Here is an 18,745-nt window from a genome sequence, read left to right as displayed (position 1 = left end):
ATTCAGCAATCATTCCTCTTAGGAGCTGAACGTACCGCCATTGGATTTAGTTTCTACATTTTTCATTTGTTCAGGGTACCCGTAAGTACCATGCTCACTTAAATCCAGACCCATCGTTTCTTCTTCTTCCGTTACACGGATTCCCATGACAGCTTTCATACCACCAAGAATAATGAAGGACATGATCAGTACGAAGGCAAATGCGCCTGCCAGACCCAGAAGCTGAACGCCCAATTGGTGGAAACCACCACCGTAGAACAGTCCCGCTTGACCTACGCCTGCATTCTCAGCAAGTTCCGGTGTTGCGAACAAACCTGTGGAGATCGCTCCCCACATACCGGCAATACCATGTACAGAGAAAGCATAGATTGGATCGTCAATTCCTTTACGCTCAAAGAATTGAGCAGTGAAGAATGTGATAATACCTGCCAGAGCACCAATAACCAGCGCTGCCCATGGTTCTACGAAAGCACAAGCACCTGTGATGGCAACGAGTGCGGCAAGCACGCCGTTCAACATGCTAGGAATATCGGATTTACCCAATACAGCCCATGAGATCAACAGTGCCGCAACACCACCAGCAGCCGCAGCTACGTTTGTAGTCAATGCTACATAACCGAAGAATCCATCACCCATGGCAGATAATGTACTACCTGGGTTGAAACCGAACCAACCGATCCATAGGATAATTACACCGAGTACGGAGTAAACTTGGTTATGACCTGGAATGATGTTAGGTTTACCATCTTTGTTATATTTGCCGATACGCGGCTTCAACAATATAGTAGCCACCAATGCAGCAGTTGCACCCGTCAAGTGGACAACCGTCGAACCTGCAAAGTCTTGCATACCAAGCTCAGCCAACCAGCCGCCGCCCCATACCCAGTGAGCAACAACCGGATACATGATAATGGTATACAGCGTACCGAAAACGATATATACACTCATCTTTGCACGTTCAGCCATACCACCGCAGGCAATGGCCAGGGATACTGCTGCAAAGGCAAGGTGGAATACAAACTTAATTGTTAGCGGAACATCAGAGAAGGCCAATGATTCGAACGATGCCGCCATTCCGTCCCCACTCAGGAAAAATCCAGTTGTTCCGAAGAAACTGTTACCATTACCGAAACCAAGACCGAAGCCAAGAGCCCAGAAGGCAATAACCGATATTCCCAATGTCAGGATTGTTTTACCCGCAATGTGCCCTGCGTTTTTCATTCGAGTCGAACCCGCTTCAAGTAAAGCAAATCCCCCTTGCATCAGGAAAACCAGCACAACAGCCAGAAACGTAAAGGCTGAGTTCAGACCGCTTTGAAGCTCGATGTTAGTCGGCCCCTCCGCAGCTGCAAATGCGCTGACCGGGAAAGCCAATAAAGTAAGCATTATTAGCACCGAAACCAACCATTTCTTTCTCATATACCCCACTCCCTCTTATGTTAAGTTTCTTCACATATCGTGAAACTCTTAATGCCATTATAAGCAGAAGACAGGAAAGTTGACAAGAGTATTTTCAGCAAAAATGAAAAATATTTCTGGGAATAAAGTCTTACGTCTTTTTCTTGCACTTAAGTACATATTCATGTCCTATGAGCACATAGATATAGAAACGCAGCCTGACAGCCGTCAAAGCGTAACGTTTGACTGTATGGTTAAAGATCATGTATCATAACTATTAGTAAGAAAAAAATTGGGCGGGTTATGCAAAGCCGCAACTGGAATCTACAATTCCCTACATTTGAACTTGCAAGCGAGGTGAATATCATTGGGGATATGAAATTGTTTCGGATTGGCGAACTTGCCAAAACTGCAGGTGTGAGCGAACGGACGATTGATTATTACACAAAGCTCGGTCTCATCGCTCCTGAAGAGCGCACAGAAAAAAATTATCGTCTTTATAGTAATGAAACTTTAACCAGGCTCGAACGTATTGTACACATGAAACAAGAGAAGTATAGTCTCGACGAGATTAAGCAATCTCTTGAGAAGTGGAGTCTGGTGAGCACGGAAGAACAGGTTGCCAGCAAACTGACAACATTGGAGCTCCATGTGCAACAGCTTGAGCGAGAGGTAAATGAGCTTAAACCGCTGCTAGGCGAGATGAAACCTGTACAAGCACGTAAGATGATGGCCGGACTGCTCGCCAAAAGTGCTGGTACGATGGAAGCTTTGAAAATCTTGCTTGAGAACACCATGATGTAGCTTATTATTTAGAAAGCGGAGGAATGAATATGAGTTTTAATAACGGTATGTTCGTTTTGATCATTATCGCCTTTTTGCTCTCCTTATGGGCGCAATTTCGCGTTAAGAGTACATTCAATCGTTGGTCTGATGTTAAAAACCTGAATGGAATGACCGGTTACGATGCTGCTCGTCATATGCTGGACTCTAATGGCCTACACGACGTCCCTATTGAACCGGTGCGTGGAGCACTCTCCGATCACTACGATCCAATCAATCGTGTCGTGAGGTTGTCTGAGCCTGTATATTATGAAAATTCAATCTCGGCTGTCTCCGTTGCGTGTCATGAAGTTGGCCATGCGATCCAGCATAAGGAAAGTTATCCGATGTTAGCACTACGTCACCGGATTTTCCCGATCGTCAACTTTGCATCCGGACTCGCGCCCTTCTTGCTCATTGCCGGATTCATCTTTAATGCAATGAACCTAGTCGGTATTGGTATTATTTTCTTCTCCGTAACTGTTGCGTTCCAACTCATTACGTTGCCGGTCGAGTTCAATGCTAGTAATCGTGCAAGAGAGATTATGGTATCGGAAGGTTATATCCGGAACGAAGAAGAAAGAGGCGTCGCCAAAGTACTGAATGCCGCAGCATTGACTTACGTCGCTGCAGCGTTAATCTCATTGCTGGAACTGGTTCGTTACATCGGAATTTTCAATAGCCGTGACTAATTGAATACACAAACAAAAAACAATACCCCACCGTTAATCGGATGGGGTATTGTTTTGTTGTAAACCGAAATAATTAAGCAAGAATGAACGAAATGACTGCGCAACAAGTGGAAGCTTGTCATCCGCGCGATGGATCAACCCAATCGTACGTGTCACTTTTGGATGAGAAATGGCTACATGCGCCGGTTGCAGCGGGTTCGTCTGGAAAAGGGCCATTTCCGGCAGCAAACTTACACCCATGCCAGCGGCAACCAGCCCACGAATGGTATCCGTCTCTTCACCCTCAAAAGCAATCTTGGGGGTAAACCCGGCTTCGAGACACGCGTGCCAAACAATCGGACGCAGAGAATAGCCTTTACTGAATAACACAAACTTATCATCTTTAAGTTGCTCTAACGCAATGCTATCTTCACCAGCCAATGGATGATTGGGCGGAAGGATTGCATGCAGTTCTTCCGTAAGCACAATATCACCATCTACCTGGTCGTGCTTTTCCGGAAATGGAGATATGAAGGCCAAGTCTACTTCAGCCGATAACACATCACGAATGAGCGTCGGGAACATACCTTGCTTGAATCTGAATTTGACGTTAGGATAACGCTGACGGAACGCTGCTACAACCGAAGGAATCAAGTGAATACCGAGACTATGAGGAAAACCGATACGAATTTCACCATGCTCTGGGTCGAGAAACTCATGAACCTCCCCGACCGCTTTGTCCAGATCTTTCAATATGCCTTCAACCCGTTTGCAAAAGAGCTGTCCGACTGCGGTCAACTGCAGATTTCGCCCTTTTTGCATAAAGAGGTCTACTCCCAGTTCTTCCTCCAGTTGATGAATCTGACGACTCACCGCAGACTGCGCTACATGCAATTCCTCCGCCGCCTGCGTAACATGCTCCTTCTGTGCCACTTTCAAAAAGTAATGCAACTGTCTTAATTCCACTGCCCCTGATCTCTCCAATCTACTATACCCTACTTATCCTTGATTGCATTCCGTCTTCAGATCAATCCGACTACTGCTTAAAGCTGCGGGGTTTCCACAAGCGGATGAGAAGTCCATAAATGAAGAATCCACCTAACAAACCACCCAAATGCGCCATCCAGTTAATGCCTGTCATGGCAAAGGAAAAAATAATTCCGAATACAAGCAGTGTATACAACGTTTTACGTGAGGTTTCGTCCATCATTGTCCGCTGGAACAAGGCTACATACAGAAACGCACCATAGATTGCATAGATTGCTCCTGAAGCTCCTACTGAGATTGTCGTCGCTCCAACCGAGTTATACCATGCAACAGCCAGAATGTTGCCTAGAATGCCTCCACCCAAGTACAACACACCATATCTTACCGACCCAAGCAGCCGTTCCATTGGTGGTGCAAATACGATGAGAGCAAAGCTGTTAAACAACAAATGGCTGAAACCAGCATGCAAGAACATGGACGTAATGTAACGCCACCAATCTGCTGCAAATAACTCATGGTTAACAAGTGCTCCAAACTTAAGCAGCGTCATACTGTTTGTGGAACCGCCGTTCAAACTCAACACAATAAACATAACAACATTGGCAACTAAAAGAATTGACGTCAAAGGGAAAAATTTCAAATAACTTTTCCAGTTCTCATACCTTATAAATATCATAAGTTTCTGCTTTCACTCCACCCTGTTCAGATCGGCCTTCAAGTATGACCCATTTTAATGATCCTTCGTCCGAATTGGACAATGCCTTTCATAAAAGATTATAATGGATTTTGGCACGGATCACCAACTTATAAGGAGGAACATTATTATGGCACAAGAACGTACAGGCGCAGCCACCTTTAAAGGCAACCCTATTACATTGATCGGACCCGAATTGAAAGTAGGCGATCAAGCACCCGATTTTACACTGAGTAAAAACCTGGTTGAAGATGCATCCTTGAAAGACTTCGCAGGTAAAGTCAAATTAATCAGCGTTGTTCCTTCACTGGATACTGGCGTATGCGATGCCCAAACTCGTCGCTTCAATGTTGAAGCAGGAGATCTCGGAGACAATGTTGTCGTATTGACAGTAAGCGTTGACCTTCCATTTGCACAAGCACGCTGGTGTGGCGCAGCCGGAGTTGACCGCGTCGTAACACTGTCTGATTACAAAACACGTTCATTCGGTGAAGACTACGGTGTTCTGATCAAAGAATTCCAATTGGACATGCGCTCCATCTTCGTGGTGGATGCTGAAGACCGAATTACATATGTGGAATATCTGCCTGAAATGACAGACTCCCCTAACTTCGAGCAAGCGATTTCCGCTGTAAAAGCCTTGCTGTAAAAGGTAGTTCACGTTCAGAACAAAAGCGAGGAAGGTTAACCTTCTCTCGCTTTTTGTTATTCACCCATCTATTTCAATCATTTGACTTATACTTACTCAGCTTTTTATCCAATACGGAGAACAAGTTCATGATCGTGCGATAATTAGAACCCAGATCTCCAAGTGAACCACGTGAAGCCGAATACATATCGACCGCACTACGTACAGGACTTACCGATATAATGGAAACCGTAATATCCATCGTCCGTCCAAAGGTAGTCCGCTTCTCCAGTATGACCTCTCCCACAGAAGGCACTTCATGCAGCACTTTATAACCCGGAATTTTTTTGAGTGTCGAAGAAACCTCTTCCCAGGCTCTGTCTTTGGATAAGTTATAATACCGTGTTTTTAATTTGGGATCCTTGGCTCGATCGCTGGTTCCCTCCATGCTGCGGATGATACCGACGAGCGTTCTCTTTAAGGTCAAGACCCTTCCTCCTTTGAATGTAACCGTTCCATTTATGTATACTAGTGTAACATTGTTCATGTAGTAACAAAAGGGCAAGCGACACTTTTAACAAAATACAGCCAATTCAACAAAATAAGCTCAAATAAAAAGCACCCTGAAATTCCTGGATTAGAGGAAAGAGTCAGGGTGCTGTACATGATAAAATAGGAACCCGCCTATGCCGTCCGGCTACATTGTCTTATGAACCTGCTTAGCAGGTGGGTGGCCGCAAAAATGTTTTTTGAAGTCCCCATGTCATATAGACAGGGCGTTTCAGCAACATTCTGTATTGATCTCCCGAAGACATCATCATTGGTTCAAAACAACGAATAACCGAAACGTACATCGCAGGATGTACAATTATTATATCCCTAACTGTGTAAAAAGTAAATGGTGACAGCTCATGTTTTATTTTTGGAGATTATCGTGTTTTTCGTCAGATGGCTTAAGCTTAGATGGTTCAGCCGTCTCGATCGTATCAACTGACTCCCCTGCCTGTTCAGCGGCTTGTGCAGCTTCCTCTTCTTCTTTCTTCAGCTGCATCTTCTCCATCTGCTCCTGCATCTTATTAAACGTTGCATAGAAGTTGAAGAAAGCAAACCAGGCAACAATACTAATAATGAAGAAGATGAACAAGACCGGATAACGAAAACCGATATAGAACAACAATCCACTTCCCAGCAACGTGGAAAATACACGGAATGGTCTAATCAGCGTCAATAGAACCGCATTTTTGATAATCAATCCGATGGACATGTGGTAATGCACAACCATCGAGAAGAAGTTAAAGAGAGAAACAAACAGCAGCAGCAACAGTACGAGCATAATAATTCCGACCAGCTGCATATTCTTGAATTGTGTCATATATACTGTGTAATCCAGATACATGATGACAAACAGCAAGGTATAGAAGATGCCTCCGATTAAACTCTGTTTGTAGTTCTCTTTGTAACCTACAAAGAAAGTACGGAAGATCGGCACGTCCGTATCACCCATATTCCATTTACGAACAACCGTAAACAGCGCCGATGTCGCCGGGAATAGTGTAAGCGGTGCCACAATGGCTATAGCCCAGTTCATTTGCAGTGATTCGTTGGCCAGGTTCTGCTGCATCACGAGCAGTTTCATAAACAAGAAAAACAAGAACGGAGACGAACAAATGGCCCACAACAGATTGGTTGCGGCCAGTCTCGTAATCCACTCTGTAAGTCGGTAGATCCCACCCATAGCTCCTTTAAATTCCAAACAATTCTCCTCCTCCGCAGCCTTGCGTCTAGCCTTAATTCTAATAATATTAATATACCTTATTATAGATAGGAAAAGCCAGCCCTTCCCGAAAAGAGATCGACGGCTCATTGGTTTGGCATAATCTGCACATAAAAAAATGGAGCAGTCGCCCTGCCCCATTTTCCAGTTCACACTTGTATATTATTCGAAAGAAGAATCTTTGGCAGGACGACGTCCTTCGTTGTTGCTTGGACGCGGTTTGCGGTCACGGTTGTAACCACCTTCTCTGCTTCCACTTCCACTTCCACTGCTGTTACGATCGCGGTTGTATCCACCACGTCCGCCGCCACTGCTGTTGCGATCACGGTTGTAACTACCGCCACCACCACTGCTGCTGCGGTTGCCGCTGTAACCAGATGGTTTGCGTCCGCCAGAGCGAACATCCGGTTTACGACGTTTTGCACGGATCGGATCTTCAGGAGTCAGATCAACTTGAGCATCTTTTTTGTCACCTGTCAGGAGCTTCAGAGCAGCTGACAACAGTTGAACAGAATCATATTGCTCAAGCATTTGAATCGCGATACCTTTGTATTCGTTCAGTTCGCCAGATTGTACGATTTCGAGCAAACGCTCAGCTGTCAAACGTTGTTTTCCTTCTACAGCCTCAGCCATTGTTGGCAGTGGTTTGCGCGGAATACGGTGACGTGTTACACGCTCGATAAAGTGCAGGTGGTCGATCTCACGCGGAGTAACGAAAGACCAAGCAGCACCCTCTTTACCCGCACGACCTGTACGGCCGATCCGGTGAACATAGCTTTCTGGATCTTGCGGAAGGTCAAAGTTCACAACGTGAGTTACGCCGGATACATCGAGACCACGTGCAGCCACGTCTGTTGCAACGAGAACGTCAATGCTGCCGTCACGGAACTTACGCATTACCGCATCACGTTGATTCTGGGACAAGTCACCATGAAGACCGTCTGCAGAATATCCACGTTTTTGCAAAGCTTCAGCCAATTCGTCAACACGACGTTTTGTACGTCCGAATACGATCGCCAGCTCAGGAGATTCCATATCCAACAAACGGCTAAGTGCTTCGAATTTTTGACGCTCAGGTACTTCGATATAGGATTGGTCAATCAATGGTGCACTAACATGTTTCGGGATCACAGAAATGTGCTCAGGATTGTTCAAGAATTGTTGTGCCAATTTTTGAATGTTAGGAGGCATTGTTGCTGAGAACAGCATTGTTTGGCGCTCGTCTGGAACTTGTTTCAGGATGGATTGAATATCCTCCATGAAACCCATGTCGAGCATTTCATCTGCTTCATCCAATACAACAGTTTGTACATCATCAAGTTTGATTGTTTTGCGGTTGATGTGGTCAAGGAGACGTCCAGGTGTACCAATGATAATCTGTGGTTTTCTTTTCAATGCACGAATCTGACGAACGATATCTTGTCCGCCGTAGATTGGCAGGGAGCGCAGACCTTTGAAGCGAGTGAGTTTTTCGATTTCTTCAGCAACTTGGATTGCAAGTTCACGTGTAGGTGCCATAATGAGGGCGCGGATTTTCTCGTCACTTTTAGTGATTTTGCTGATCAACGGAATACCGAATGCAGCTGTTTTACCCGTACCTGTTTGTGCTTGACCAATCAAATCTCTGCCTTCGAGTGCCAAAGGAATCGCTTGGGATTGGATCGGTGTTGCTTCTTCAAACCCGAGCTCAGTGATGGCTTGCAGCACCAGTGGTTCAAGATTGAAATCTGTGAAATTTAAATTTGTCAAAATTATTCATGCTCCTTTTATATGGTGGACATGGTGGACAATCCACTTTGTTGTCTGTATTCTTAAGTAGCGTTAATATTTATAGGGTATCCCATCAAGCCAAATTATTTTCACGAACGAATATAATTCCATGAATGGGTCCCAAACATAAGACTAAAACTACATACATGTGTTTGAAACATTTCAAAATTTTATTGCTCCATTTAGGAAAAGTTTCCTACTCAAGAATATCCACAAATTATTATATCACAAAACAATTCAAGATTACCAGCAATCTGGTTTTAAATATAAATGAGGTGATTAAATTGCCCAAAATGATTTGGCACTTTTTAGTGATCGTATTGGGTGCTGCAGCTATTGCCTGTGGCTTCAACTGGTTTTTGGTTCCCCATCAGCTTCTTAGCGGCGGGGTATCCGGTATTTCCATGCTTCTCGGCTATTTTACGAATTTGAATCTTAGTATAATGTATTTTGTTCTGAACATCCCTCTGCTCATTGCAGGTTGGTTTATTCTTGGACGTCGCTTCATTACATTAAGTATTGTTTCGGTAGCAGCCACTTCATGGTTCATCGGGCTTCTGCCTGTTTTTGCTGTGGCAACAGATCCCCTTCTGAGCTGTGTATTTGGCGGCGTGTTAGTGGGACTGGGTACCGGAGTTTCTTTCCGAGTCGGCGGCTCGACGGGCGGGCTGGACATTGTTGGTTCCATTTTCACCCGTAATCGTGATTTCCCGATTGGTACGGTAATGGCTGGCATGAACGGAGCCATTATTATGCTCGCAGGCTATCTGAATGATAACTGGAACATCGCACTTGCCTCCATGGTATCGATCTATATCACAGGCAAAGTGTTGGATCTGATTCACATCAGCCATGTCAAAGTCACATTGTACATTATTACCAATGAAACCGAAGCGATGTTGAAAAAATTGCTTGTTCGCCCTCGTGGGGTCACCAAAATCAAGACCCAGGGAGCATATACAGACATTGAAAAGGACATGTTAATGACAGTGACTACTCGCTACGAACTCGTTGAAATCAAACGAATTATCAAGGAAACGGATCCGAACGCCTTTGTTAATATTGTGGAAACAGTTGGAGTTATGGGCTCTTTCCGCCGAAGTTGAGACAGATGTACGGTTAACAATTCTAAACATTGTGGTATAATAACGGTGTACGGCTCCTAAATATGTTGTATAGCAGGATGTGCCCTTCAATTTCACAGAACCATGTGCTTTTCCGAATCGCGCCGAATGACTTACCATTTTGGAATTCGAGTAGGGAAGGGTGATTATTGTGGATATGGAAACGGTAAAACTGTTTGAAATCGTCAACAAATGGTGCCCGGAAATGCTCCCTTTCTTAAAACCGAATGAGCTCGACTCACTGATTGTTCTCCGGGATGGGCTGGGCATTCTGGAACAGGGAGACGCAATGGAAATCATTCAGTACAGTATTTGTGAGCATCAAAATGAGATCTACATTCAATAATTTTTTTTAGATTGATCACGCCGCTTCTTGTGGGGATTACCCCTCAACAGGAAGCGGTTTTCATTTTCCCATGTGTTTCATCACTTGAATAATATGGTTAAAAGCCCAGAGGCTTTATTGTATAATTCAAACATGGAATGCACATAGGGGAGTGGAAATGAATGAACATGTTTTGGGCTTTACTGGCTATGGCCTGGGGAACCTTCAGTGGTACACCAGCTACAGCTGATCAAGGGAATCAACCCTTTCAATCATTAACAAACAGTTTCAACACCGCCATCATTCAATCTCAAAAAGATCACGTCATTATTGATGCGGATAACCCGCCTGCAAAAATCGACCCACAACCCGATGCACCCGTTGTCAAAGGCATCTATGTGACGGCTTATAGCGCCGGTGGTGCACGGATGACATTATTACTCGATCTGATGGATAACACAGAGCTCAATTCCATGGTCATTGATATCAAGGACGATCTCGGATACATAACTTACCCTACGGAGAACAAGACGTTACAGGAAATGGGCAAATCTCAGCCTTTTATCCGTGATATTGATGCCTTGATGAAACGCCTGCAAAAACATGACGTTTACCCGATCGCACGAGTGGTAGTTTTCAAGGATACAATTCTGGCCAAGAAAAATCCGGAGCTCTCTTTCCGTAACAAGGACGGTTCTGTATGGGCTAACGGCAAAGGCGACAGCTTCGTTAATCCCTACAGCAAGGAAGTATGGGATTACAATATAGAGATTGCCAAGGAAGCTGCTAAATTGGGATTTAAGGAAATTCAGTTCGACTATGTTCGTTTTCCGGAAGGTTTTGAAACGCGTGCAGACGCATTGAAATACACCAAGTCCGACAAGTCCCGGGTCGACATTGTAGCCGAATTCGTGCAGTATGCACGCAAGGAACTTGCACCGCTGGGTGTCCGAGTCTCGGTTGATATATTCGGTTACGCGGCCTCAGTACCAGCAGCCGAGGGTATTGGACAGGATTTTGTGAAGATATCTCAAAACGTGGATGTCATCTCGCCGATGGTTTATCCGAGTCACTACTCCACCGGCTGGTACGGTGTGAAGGACCCTGACAAAGATCCATATACGACCATTAAAGGCTCCATGAAAGATACACATAAGAAACTTGATCCAACCAAGGAACTGAAACCCGTTATTCGCCCATGGATTCAGGACTTTACAGCAAGTTGGTTAGGCAGTGGACATTACATCAAATACGGCAAAAAACAGGTAGAGGACCAAATTCGTGCGATGAAAGACATGGATGTGGATGAGTATCTGCTCTGGAATGCCTCCAATCGATATACACCAGATGTAAACTATAAATAATACACTCTGTTCACTTTACTCCAATAACCTCGTTCCGTATTTCTGGAGCGAGGTTTTTTCACTATGCTTTCAACTTACCTTCCGAACAACCACGTTCCCCTCCCTATTCAAATCGGGCAAAATCCACTACAATAAATAGCTGTCCGTACATGACAGTTTAGTGATAACTCTTAAGAATAGTGAGGCACTGCCAGTGAACATGACCACCACCAGCTTCTCTCAGAAAGTAAAGCAATTCCTGATTATATTTTTACCCATCTTCACCACACAAATCGCCCTCTCTGCCATGTCGTTTTTCGATACCAATATGTCAGGCAAGTTCTCCCCTGCTGATCTCGCGGGCGTCGCCATTGGCACAAGTCTGTGGTTGCCGGTGCAGACAGGACTAAGTGGTATTCTGATCGGCATTACACCTGTCGTCTCCCACCTGCTCGGTTCGAAGCGTAATGACAAGATTGGTCATAGTGTCATTCAAGCCTTGTATCTCGGTGTAGCGGTCGGAATCGTCGTTCTTGCAGCAGGCACATTGCTGCTCAGTCCGATTCTAAACGGAATGCCTTTAGAGCCACGGGTTGGCCAAGTCGCCTTCTATTTCCTGTGTGCCTTGGCTTTTGGGGTTATCCCCCTTTTCGGCTACACTGTGCTACGGAGTTTTATGGATGCACTGGGCCAGACACGGATCACCATGATGATTACGCTGGTTTCGCTGCCTGTAAACATCTTCCTGAACTATTTGCTTATCTTTGGACGCTGGGGCTTTCCCCAACTTGGAGGTGTCGGAGCAGGTGTGGCTACAGCAAGTACATATTGGCTCATTTTTCTCATCAGCCTCTTTTTTGTACATCGGATAGAGCCTTTTGCCCAGTATGGCATCTTTCGGCAGATGCCCAAGGTCTCACTGACCAAATGGAAAGAACTGCTTAAGATTGGTGTTCCCATCGGATTTGCTACTTTTTTTGAAACCTCCATCTTTGCAGCGGTCACATTAATGATGAGCCGGTTCGACACGATCACGATTGCTGCCCATCAGGCGGCCCTGAATTTCGCTTCTACGCTGTATATGCTACCTGTGAGTATATGTATGGCCCTTACGATTCTTGTGGGCTATGAGACGGGTGCAGGGCGTGTGAGAGACGCAAAGCAATACAGTCTCCTGGGTATCGGAGGTGCCATTGGGCTTTCTCTATTAACAGCTGTGGTATTACTGCTATTTGGGGAACAAATTGCGAGCGTGTACTCGAATGATCACGAGGTTATTGCTTTGACACAGCATTTCCTGATCTACGCCATTTTCTTTCAAATCTCTGATGCCATTGCCACCCCAACGCAGGGAGCACTTCGGGGCTACAAGGACGTGAATCCTGCATTGATCATTACGTTTGTCGCCTATTGGATCATCGGTCTACCTGTCGGCTACATCACGGCTACGTATACTTCACTCGGAGCCTTTGGATACTGGGTTGGACTCATTGCCGGCCTCGCTGTTGGAGCAACGGCGCTTCTCTGGAGATTGTTCCTTGTACAGAAGCAAGCCTCGGTACGTATGTCAGAAAAAAAATAAAGGATATAACAAAGAACACAGCCCTCGCAAGAAGGGACTGTGCTCTTTTGGTTTTGATTGGATTATTGGGACAAACGCTGTGCAAGCTCGTAAGTCACCATATCGAAGTCTTTTTTCGTATTAACAACTTTATCAATATCGGTCAGGGTCAGTTCTCCCTTGATAATACCGCAACCTTTGTCTGTCTCACCTGCAATCAGACTGCGTACGGCGAAATCTCCCAGACGACTGGCGAGGTTACGGTCAAACGGAGTTGGCGTACCTCCACGCTGAATGTGACCCAAGACAGTTACACGTGGCTCATATGTTGGACAGCGTTCCATCAGTTCTTTCGCTACATCCTCACCTTTGCCCACACCTTCAGCAACAATGATGATACTGTGACGTTTACCATGTGCAAAATTGGCTTTCATGCGGTCTGCCACTTCGTCCATGTCAAACGGAACTTCCGGCACAAGAATCGTTTCTGCACCCGATGCGAGTCCTGCATGTAAAGCGATATCGCCACAGTGACGACCCATAACTTCAACGATAGAAGAACGTTCGTGTGAAGACATGGTATCGCGCAATTTGTTAACTGCATCTACCACTACGCTTACTGCTGTATCGAATCCGATCGTATAATCGGTGAAAGAAACGTCATTATCAATCGTTCCCGGAAGACCCATCGTGTTGATGCCCAGCTTGCTCAGTTTGTTGGCGCCGTTGTATGAACCATCTCCACCAATAACAACCAGGCCGTCAATGCCGCGTGCACGCAGAATGTCTGCGCCTTTTTGCTGACCTTCAGCGGTATAGAATTCCTTGCAGCGTGCCGATTGCAGAACCGTTCCCCCACGCTGGATGATATCCCCTACACTCCGCAAGTCCATTGGGAAAATATCGTTATTCAAAAGACCCTGGTATCCACGTTGAACCCCGTACACTTCGAGACCGTGAAACAGTCCGCTGCGAACAACCGCACGAACAGCCGCGTTCATCCCTTGTGAATCACCACCGCTCGTTAAAACTGCGATTTTCTTTACTGCTGTCATGATGTTTCTTCCTCCTCTAGTTTCACTTCAGGCTCCCACCACAATACGCCTGACTTACATATGCTTACGAATCCAGCGGCTAAAGATAAAGAAAAATACTCTTGTCATCGGGCTATTCTTCATCAGACGCTTGGAAACGACGCGAACTTCCTGTTGTTCGCTGACTTTGGGATCAGACAGGTAAATGGCAAGCAGTCCTTCGATAATCATCCGGTGAAACGCACTCCCCGGAATTTTCTGCACATCACTGCGGGCCATCTCCACAATAAAAGCAATTCGGTCCAGCATTGTCTCCACATTCTCATAATAATTGCAGAAGTTGAGATCTCCCCCGATACGATCTTCATCCTGATCGATTAAATAATCGAGCATAATGTGCAATGCGCATACATGAGGAAAATAGGCAGTGTGGATCGAAGCCGCCTGCTCTTCTGTCAGCTGATCATCACTTGCAGCCAGAAACAGCATGAATACGCCCAGCGTAGAGCCGGTAGCAGCGGCAAATTCGTTCCAACGGAACTGAGGTGTGCGGTGGCGATGTTCCGACCACCATTCCAGCAATGCCGTTTCTCTCAGTTCCGGCTTGATGTGCTTATATACCTGCAGGTCCGTGTATAGGCCTGCCAGATCCTGAATTTGAGGCTTGGCGGATGCATAGCCTGGCAGCTGACGGGTCAGCTCCTGACATGAGGTCACCAGATTCCTTAGGTATCCACCATCATCCTGCTCCTCGCGGAGCGCATAATAATTGACAGGGCTTGCTTCGGGATCTACCGCATCAAGCATAGATTGATGGAGAAGCCGAAAGTCATTCGGGTCCATCGATGTACTGCGATCACACAGATTGTCCAAATAATCACTAATAGTCTGATATGAAACGATCAGCGGAATCAGAATGTGCCTGTTCGGCAAATCAGGTAAAGCATAAACGGTCCCGCCTTCACAGTGGAACTGCTTGTCCCTGAGACTGGCCAGTGCCTGATTGCGCAATTCCTCATTCGGAATTTTCTCGGCCTGGGCACGCCATCCATCCAATTCCTTCCGCGTTTCCGGAATGGTGTATTTGTACACCCCTCTCATCAATGCCAACGGTCCACGCGGATATTGATGACGATTTCGATTTGATTGGCTCAAAATAAATGTGCCTCCACTTGGTTGAATACGTATTAGAGCGATTTTTAACCAATCCTATTATAATATGATCCCCTTAATTGTACAAATGATCTCCCGCATATTCCGCACAAAAAATCGCATCCGCTTTCAGGGCTTTGTGATATACTAGGCATATTTCATCCATCAAAGGAGTCGTTGACATGACGTCAAATGAACCACTTTCGTGGAGACGGTTATTTGCATTTTTTGTGCCGCTGGGCATATCCGCCTCTCTCGTTACCATCTCACACGTGATCATTAACAGTACACTCGCACGTTCCGCTCATCCCGAGACGGTCATTGCCAGCTATGCCATCGCCGGTAGCCTGCTGACCCTCACAGAGCGCCCTTCAACCCTGCTGCGTCAAACCTGTTCGGCGCTGGTTCGGGACCGCCTTTCCTTTCAGGCCCTCACGTTTGTGACCAAAATATTTCTCGCTTGTGTGCTTCTGATCGGATTTCTCATCGTATATTCTCCCATTGGTACAGGTGTATTCAAATATCTGTTTGGCGTAAGCCCGGATCTGTTATCCAAAGTGATCGATGTTTACGAGATTCTCATGTATGTCAGCATCTTTTCGGTCATCCGCAACATCTATCAGGGCATCATTATTACGAATAACCGTACAAAATGGCTGACGATCGGCATGTTATTCCGCCTTGCCGGCATGTATGGCCTGTCCTTGTATTTCATATATACAGACAGCATTGACAGTGGACGTGTAGGCGCTATCATTTTTGCCGTCGGTATGATGATTGAGGCTTTGGTCAGTTTTCTCGAAGGAAACAGCATCAAGCGCAAGATGCCAGCCAAGCTGGAGGATCATCCTGTTGAAAACAAGGCAGACGTCTTTCGCTTCTACAAGCCGCTGTTATTATCCAGTTTCGTGGCCCTGTTTATCGGACCCGTCATTAACATCGTACTTGGTAAAACGACCGGGATTGCTCTGGCCATCTCTTCCTTTGCCGTTGCGAGTAGCCTGATGCAGCTGATGCTAAGCTTTTTTACATATATCCACCAAATCGTGCTGAATTTCTATCTTGTTGATGCCAAACTTGTGAAGAAGTTCGCACTGGTCACCGGATTTGTTCCTTTTGCCATGACCGTATCGATAGCTTACACCCCACTTGGACCGTGGGTATTGGAAAATGTAATGAGCGTTCAGGGCAATCTGCTACAGCAAAGTTTGTGGACACTGCGTGCGTTTGTACTGTTTCCGCTGATTTCACCTTTTCTCGACTTCAGCAATGGTTTGATTCTGCTGCGCGGACAGACCAAAACGATGTTTCGCTCCCAGACGGCAAATGCCATATGTACGGTTATCGTCCTGCTCATTCTGGTCAGCATATTCCCTGCGTGGAACGGCATGATCGGCGCAGTGGCTCAATCCCTCGGCCTGCTTGCCGAGCTTGTCATCGTCTGGCTTGTCATCCGGCGTACGCAGAAGGAACCTACCATGTCTGTACCCTCATCCGGGAAATCATCTTCCCTCAAAGGATAATAAATTGAACTGTAATCAAGAATGGAGCCTTTCATCATGAAATCAAGTCTTACCGCCCGGCCAGATCAAACCTGGCTGCGGGCACTTATGTTCACCATCTTCGGTTCCACCGTTCTGGTGGTATCGTATTTCCAGCTTTATTTCAGTCATCTGGGGTTCAGTCGGGCCGAAATCGGTTACCTGTACGGAATTGGCCCTCTCGTATCCGTATTCTCCAACATGTTCTGGAGTATGGCCAGCGACCGTTACAAAACCGTACGCAAAGTGATGATTATCTTGCTTGCCGGACAACTAATCACAGGTGTCATGCTTGCAAATGCCACAACCTTTGGTCAGGTATTTGTACTGGTGACCCTGTTTTACTTTTTCTACTACCCGGTTTATCCACTTTCCGATACGATGGCGATTACAACCGCGAGCAAGTATGGGAGAAATTTCACTTCCATTCGTGTATTTGGCTCGATCGGATATGCGTTCTTTGCGTTAAGCATCGGATACTTTCTCGGATCTTTCGGACCGGGATGGACGATGTGGGTATGTATCGCGCTGGCCGCGACTACACTCCTGATCGGTTTTCGATTAAAAGATCAGCCTTCGGGCAGCAGCACTAAAATGGATCTTTCGGGACTCTGGTCCATCTTGAAACGAAGGGATGTCCTCACCTTTTTCGGCTGCGTTTTCTTGCTCGCTCTGGGTCACCGGATGAATGAAGCCTTTCTTACCATTACGCTGAAAGATCTAGGTGCCAGTGAAGGGCTGATCGGCTGGTCCCTGTTGATCTCTTCGGTCAGTGAGATTCCAGTGTTTTTGCTGCTAAGCAGATACGGCAATCGCTACAAAGAACTTCCTTTGCTCACGATCGCTGCGCTGATGTATACGATTCGCTTATTTCTGATGTCCATCTCGGATACACCCGCGGCGGTCGTTGCCATTCAGACAATGCACAGCGTGACCTTTGGCATCTTCTACGTTACTGCGGTCCGTTATATCACCCGCCTTGTTCCGGATGGCTATCGCGCTACTGGTATGGCCCTGTTCACCATTGTGTGGTCCAGCGCTTCCGGTCTACTCAGCGGAACACTGGGAGGTTTGCTGCTGGAGTATACCAACAGAAACACCTTCTATCTCACTGCGATGGCGTTTTCCCTGGCCGCACTTGTTGGATTTTCCATGAAGCTTTGGTCAAGCATGACTAGTCGCGCATAAGCATCAAAAAGGGATTTCCCTTATGGAACTCAACGTATCAAAAAAAGCACAGCCTCCCATGGGGGGACTGTGCTTGGGTTCATATATTCAGCTAGAAGCCAATCATTTATAAGAAATCCGTATGACCGGAAATATTCTTACAATTTGTTTACGTTAGCTGCTTGAGGACCACGGTTTCCATCAGTGATTTCGAATTCTACCGCTTGACCTTCTTCCAATGTTTTAAAGCCGTCGCCTTGGATTGCGGAGAAATGTACGAATACGTCCTCGCCGCCTTCAACTGAAATAAAGCCATAGCCTTTTTCTGCGTTAAACCATTTAACTGTACCTTTCAAATGAACAACCTCCTAAAAATATCGCCATCTATGGCGAATACCCTCATTATACTGTATGACCTTCTACATTGCAATTTATCTTTTCCATAAAAGTCGAAAAAATTTGCTTTGAATCCAAGGGTACGGTATCATTTTACCAAAACCGTTAGTTTGGAGACTACCTATGATAAAAAAACATGAAATATACAAAACAGACAAGTGGAATATGATGACCGTAGAAGTTCAAGGCAAATATCTGGTGCTTCGTGAAATTTCGGAAGAATGGGGCGAAGAATGCCATACATTCCTCAGCCGTCCTGCATTGATGCACTGGGCTGAACGCCGCTTCCCGAAAGAAGATTTCGAGAACCGCGAGGACGAATGGCGTCAATTGATGGCTGCCTTCAAAGGGGTCTAGC

General features: G+C 45.9%; 19 protein-coding genes and 1 other RNA gene. 10 read left to right on the top strand and 10 right to left on the bottom strand.

Features of this window, described 5'->3' with window-relative positions; all coding sequences use genetic code 11:
* Positions 1-18: 18 nt before the first annotated feature.
* Entirely contained in the window at positions 19-1,419 is a 1,401-nt protein-coding gene (locus ACDJ58_RS08845; RefSeq protein WP_076292032.1) for an ammonium transporter, read from the bottom strand.
* A gap of 354 nt (positions 1,420-1,773) precedes the next feature.
* On the opposite strand from ACDJ58_RS08845, the gene ACDJ58_RS08840 reads away from it, so the two are divergent.
* Both ACDJ58_RS08840 and ACDJ58_RS08835 read left to right on the top strand, forming a co-directional pair.
* The gene (locus ACDJ58_RS08840) at positions 1,774-2,202 is read left to right on the top strand and encodes a MerR family transcriptional regulator (RefSeq protein WP_053783917.1); all 429 of its coding nucleotides are present in this window, start codon (positions 1,774-1,776) and stop codon (positions 2,200-2,202) included.
* 29 nt (positions 2,203-2,231) lie between these two features.
* Complete coding sequence (locus ACDJ58_RS08835; protein WP_053783639.1) at positions 2,232-2,912, top strand: zinc metallopeptidase; 681 nt, start codon at positions 2,232-2,234, stop codon at positions 2,910-2,912.
* A 33-nt stretch (positions 2,913-2,945) separates the two neighbouring features.
* Here the strand turns inward: ACDJ58_RS08835 and ACDJ58_RS08830 are convergent, their stop codons facing one another.
* Entirely contained in the window at positions 2,946-3,857 is a 912-nt protein-coding gene (locus tag ACDJ58_RS08830; protein ID WP_053783638.1) for a LysR family transcriptional regulator, read from the bottom strand.
* 70 nt (positions 3,858-3,927) lie between these two features.
* Positions 3,928-4,554, bottom strand: a complete 627-nt coding sequence (locus ACDJ58_RS08825) for a rhomboid family intramembrane serine protease (RefSeq protein WP_413377165.1) — start codon at positions 4,552-4,554, stop codon at positions 3,928-3,930.
* Between the two features lie 148 nt (positions 4,555-4,702).
* Here ACDJ58_RS08825 and tpx point away from each other — a divergent pair, with 148 nt between their 5' ends.
* Positions 4,703-5,221, top strand: a complete 519-nt coding sequence (tpx, locus tag ACDJ58_RS08820) for a thiol peroxidase (RefSeq protein WP_053783636.1) — start codon at positions 4,703-4,705, stop codon at positions 5,219-5,221.
* Positions 5,222-5,294: 73 nt separating this feature from the next.
* On the opposite strand, the gene ACDJ58_RS08815 is transcribed toward tpx, so the two are convergent.
* The 4 genes from ACDJ58_RS08815 to ACDJ58_RS08800 form a co-directional block, all read right to left on the bottom strand.
* The gene (locus ACDJ58_RS08815) at positions 5,295-5,687 is read right to left on the bottom strand and encodes a DUF1499 domain-containing protein (RefSeq protein ID WP_024629239.1); all 393 of its coding nucleotides are present in this window, start codon (positions 5,685-5,687) and stop codon (positions 5,295-5,297) included.
* Between the two features lie 186 nt (positions 5,688-5,873).
* A non-coding RNA gene (ssrS, locus tag ACDJ58_RS08810) (6S RNA) lies at positions 5,874-6,065 on the bottom strand.
* 51 nt (positions 6,066-6,116) lie between these two features.
* Positions 6,117-6,953: a YesL family protein gene (locus ACDJ58_RS08805; RefSeq protein WP_413377162.1), complete on the bottom strand. Its 837-nt coding sequence runs from the start codon at positions 6,951-6,953 to the stop codon at positions 6,117-6,119.
* Positions 6,954-7,136: 183 nt separating this feature from the next.
* Positions 7,137-8,723 carry a DEAD/DEAH box helicase gene (locus ACDJ58_RS08800; protein WP_413377160.1) on the bottom strand — a complete coding sequence of 529 codons (1,587 nt, stop codon included), beginning with the start codon at positions 8,721-8,723 and terminating at the stop codon, positions 7,137-7,139.
* Between the two features lie 314 nt (positions 8,724-9,037).
* On the opposite strand from ACDJ58_RS08800, the gene ACDJ58_RS08795 reads away from it, so the two are divergent.
* From ACDJ58_RS08795 to ACDJ58_RS08780, 4 genes are all read left to right on the top strand, one after another.
* A complete protein-coding gene (locus ACDJ58_RS08795) occupies positions 9,038-9,850 on the top strand; it encodes a YitT family protein (protein ID WP_407944578.1) in 813 nt (270 codons plus the stop codon).
* Positions 9,851-10,025: 175 nt separating this feature from the next.
* Entirely contained in the window at positions 10,026-10,214 is a 189-nt protein-coding gene (locus tag ACDJ58_RS08790; protein WP_170867818.1) for a hypothetical protein, read from the top strand.
* Between the two features lie 161 nt (positions 10,215-10,375).
* Positions 10,376-11,557 carry a putative glycoside hydrolase gene (locus tag ACDJ58_RS08785; RefSeq protein ID WP_413377158.1) on the top strand — a complete coding sequence of 394 codons (1,182 nt, stop codon included), beginning with the start codon at positions 10,376-10,378 and terminating at the stop codon, positions 11,555-11,557.
* Positions 11,558-11,756: 199 nt separating this feature from the next.
* A complete protein-coding gene (locus ACDJ58_RS08780; RefSeq protein WP_413379556.1) occupies positions 11,757-13,118 on the top strand; it encodes an MATE family efflux transporter in 1,362 nt (453 codons plus the stop codon).
* A gap of 62 nt (positions 13,119-13,180) precedes the next feature.
* Here ACDJ58_RS08780 and pfkA read toward each other — a convergent pair whose 3' ends face one another.
* Both pfkA and ACDJ58_RS08770 read right to left on the bottom strand, forming a co-directional pair.
* Positions 13,181-14,152, bottom strand: a complete 972-nt coding sequence (gene pfkA / locus ACDJ58_RS08775; protein WP_053783630.1) for a 6-phosphofructokinase — start codon at positions 14,150-14,152, stop codon at positions 13,181-13,183.
* Between the two features lie 54 nt (positions 14,153-14,206).
* Positions 14,207-15,286 carry a tetraprenyl-beta-curcumene synthase family protein gene (locus ACDJ58_RS08770; RefSeq protein WP_413377155.1) on the bottom strand — a complete coding sequence of 360 codons (1,080 nt, stop codon included), beginning with the start codon at positions 15,284-15,286 and terminating at the stop codon, positions 14,207-14,209.
* A 179-nt stretch (positions 15,287-15,465) separates the two neighbouring features.
* On the opposite strand from ACDJ58_RS08770, the gene ACDJ58_RS08765 reads away from it, so the two are divergent.
* Together ACDJ58_RS08765 and ACDJ58_RS08760 are read left to right on the top strand one after the other, a co-directional pair.
* Positions 15,466-16,806 (top strand): multi antimicrobial extrusion protein MatE, encoded by a 1,341-nt coding sequence (locus ACDJ58_RS08765; RefSeq protein ID WP_413377153.1) that lies wholly within the window; start codon positions 15,466-15,468, stop codon positions 16,804-16,806.
* Positions 16,807-16,842: 36 nt separating this feature from the next.
* Positions 16,843-18,012, top strand: coding sequence for an MFS transporter (locus ACDJ58_RS08760; protein WP_413377151.1), 1,170 nt, complete (start codon positions 16,843-16,845; stop codon positions 18,010-18,012).
* 137 nt (positions 18,013-18,149) lie between these two features.
* Here the strand turns inward: ACDJ58_RS08760 and ACDJ58_RS08755 are convergent, their stop codons facing one another.
* Positions 18,150-18,347: a cold shock domain-containing protein gene (locus ACDJ58_RS08755; RefSeq protein ID WP_017689394.1), complete on the bottom strand. Its 198-nt coding sequence runs from the start codon at positions 18,345-18,347 to the stop codon at positions 18,150-18,152.
* A gap of 163 nt (positions 18,348-18,510) precedes the next feature.
* Between ACDJ58_RS08755 and ACDJ58_RS08750 the strand changes: the two genes are divergently transcribed.
* Entirely contained in the window at positions 18,511-18,744 is a 234-nt protein-coding gene (locus ACDJ58_RS08750; protein WP_024629225.1) for a hypothetical protein, read from the top strand.
* The last annotated feature ends 1 nt before the right edge of the window (position 18,745 follow it).

Origin of the sequence: Paenibacillus taichungensis (assembly GCF_047302525.1) — a bacterium.
Lineage (GTDB): Bacteria > Bacillota > Bacilli > Paenibacillales > Paenibacillaceae > Paenibacillus > Paenibacillus taichungensis_B.
Note: the sequence above shows the minus strand (reverse complement) of the source record. Positions and strands in the feature narration are given on the sequence as shown.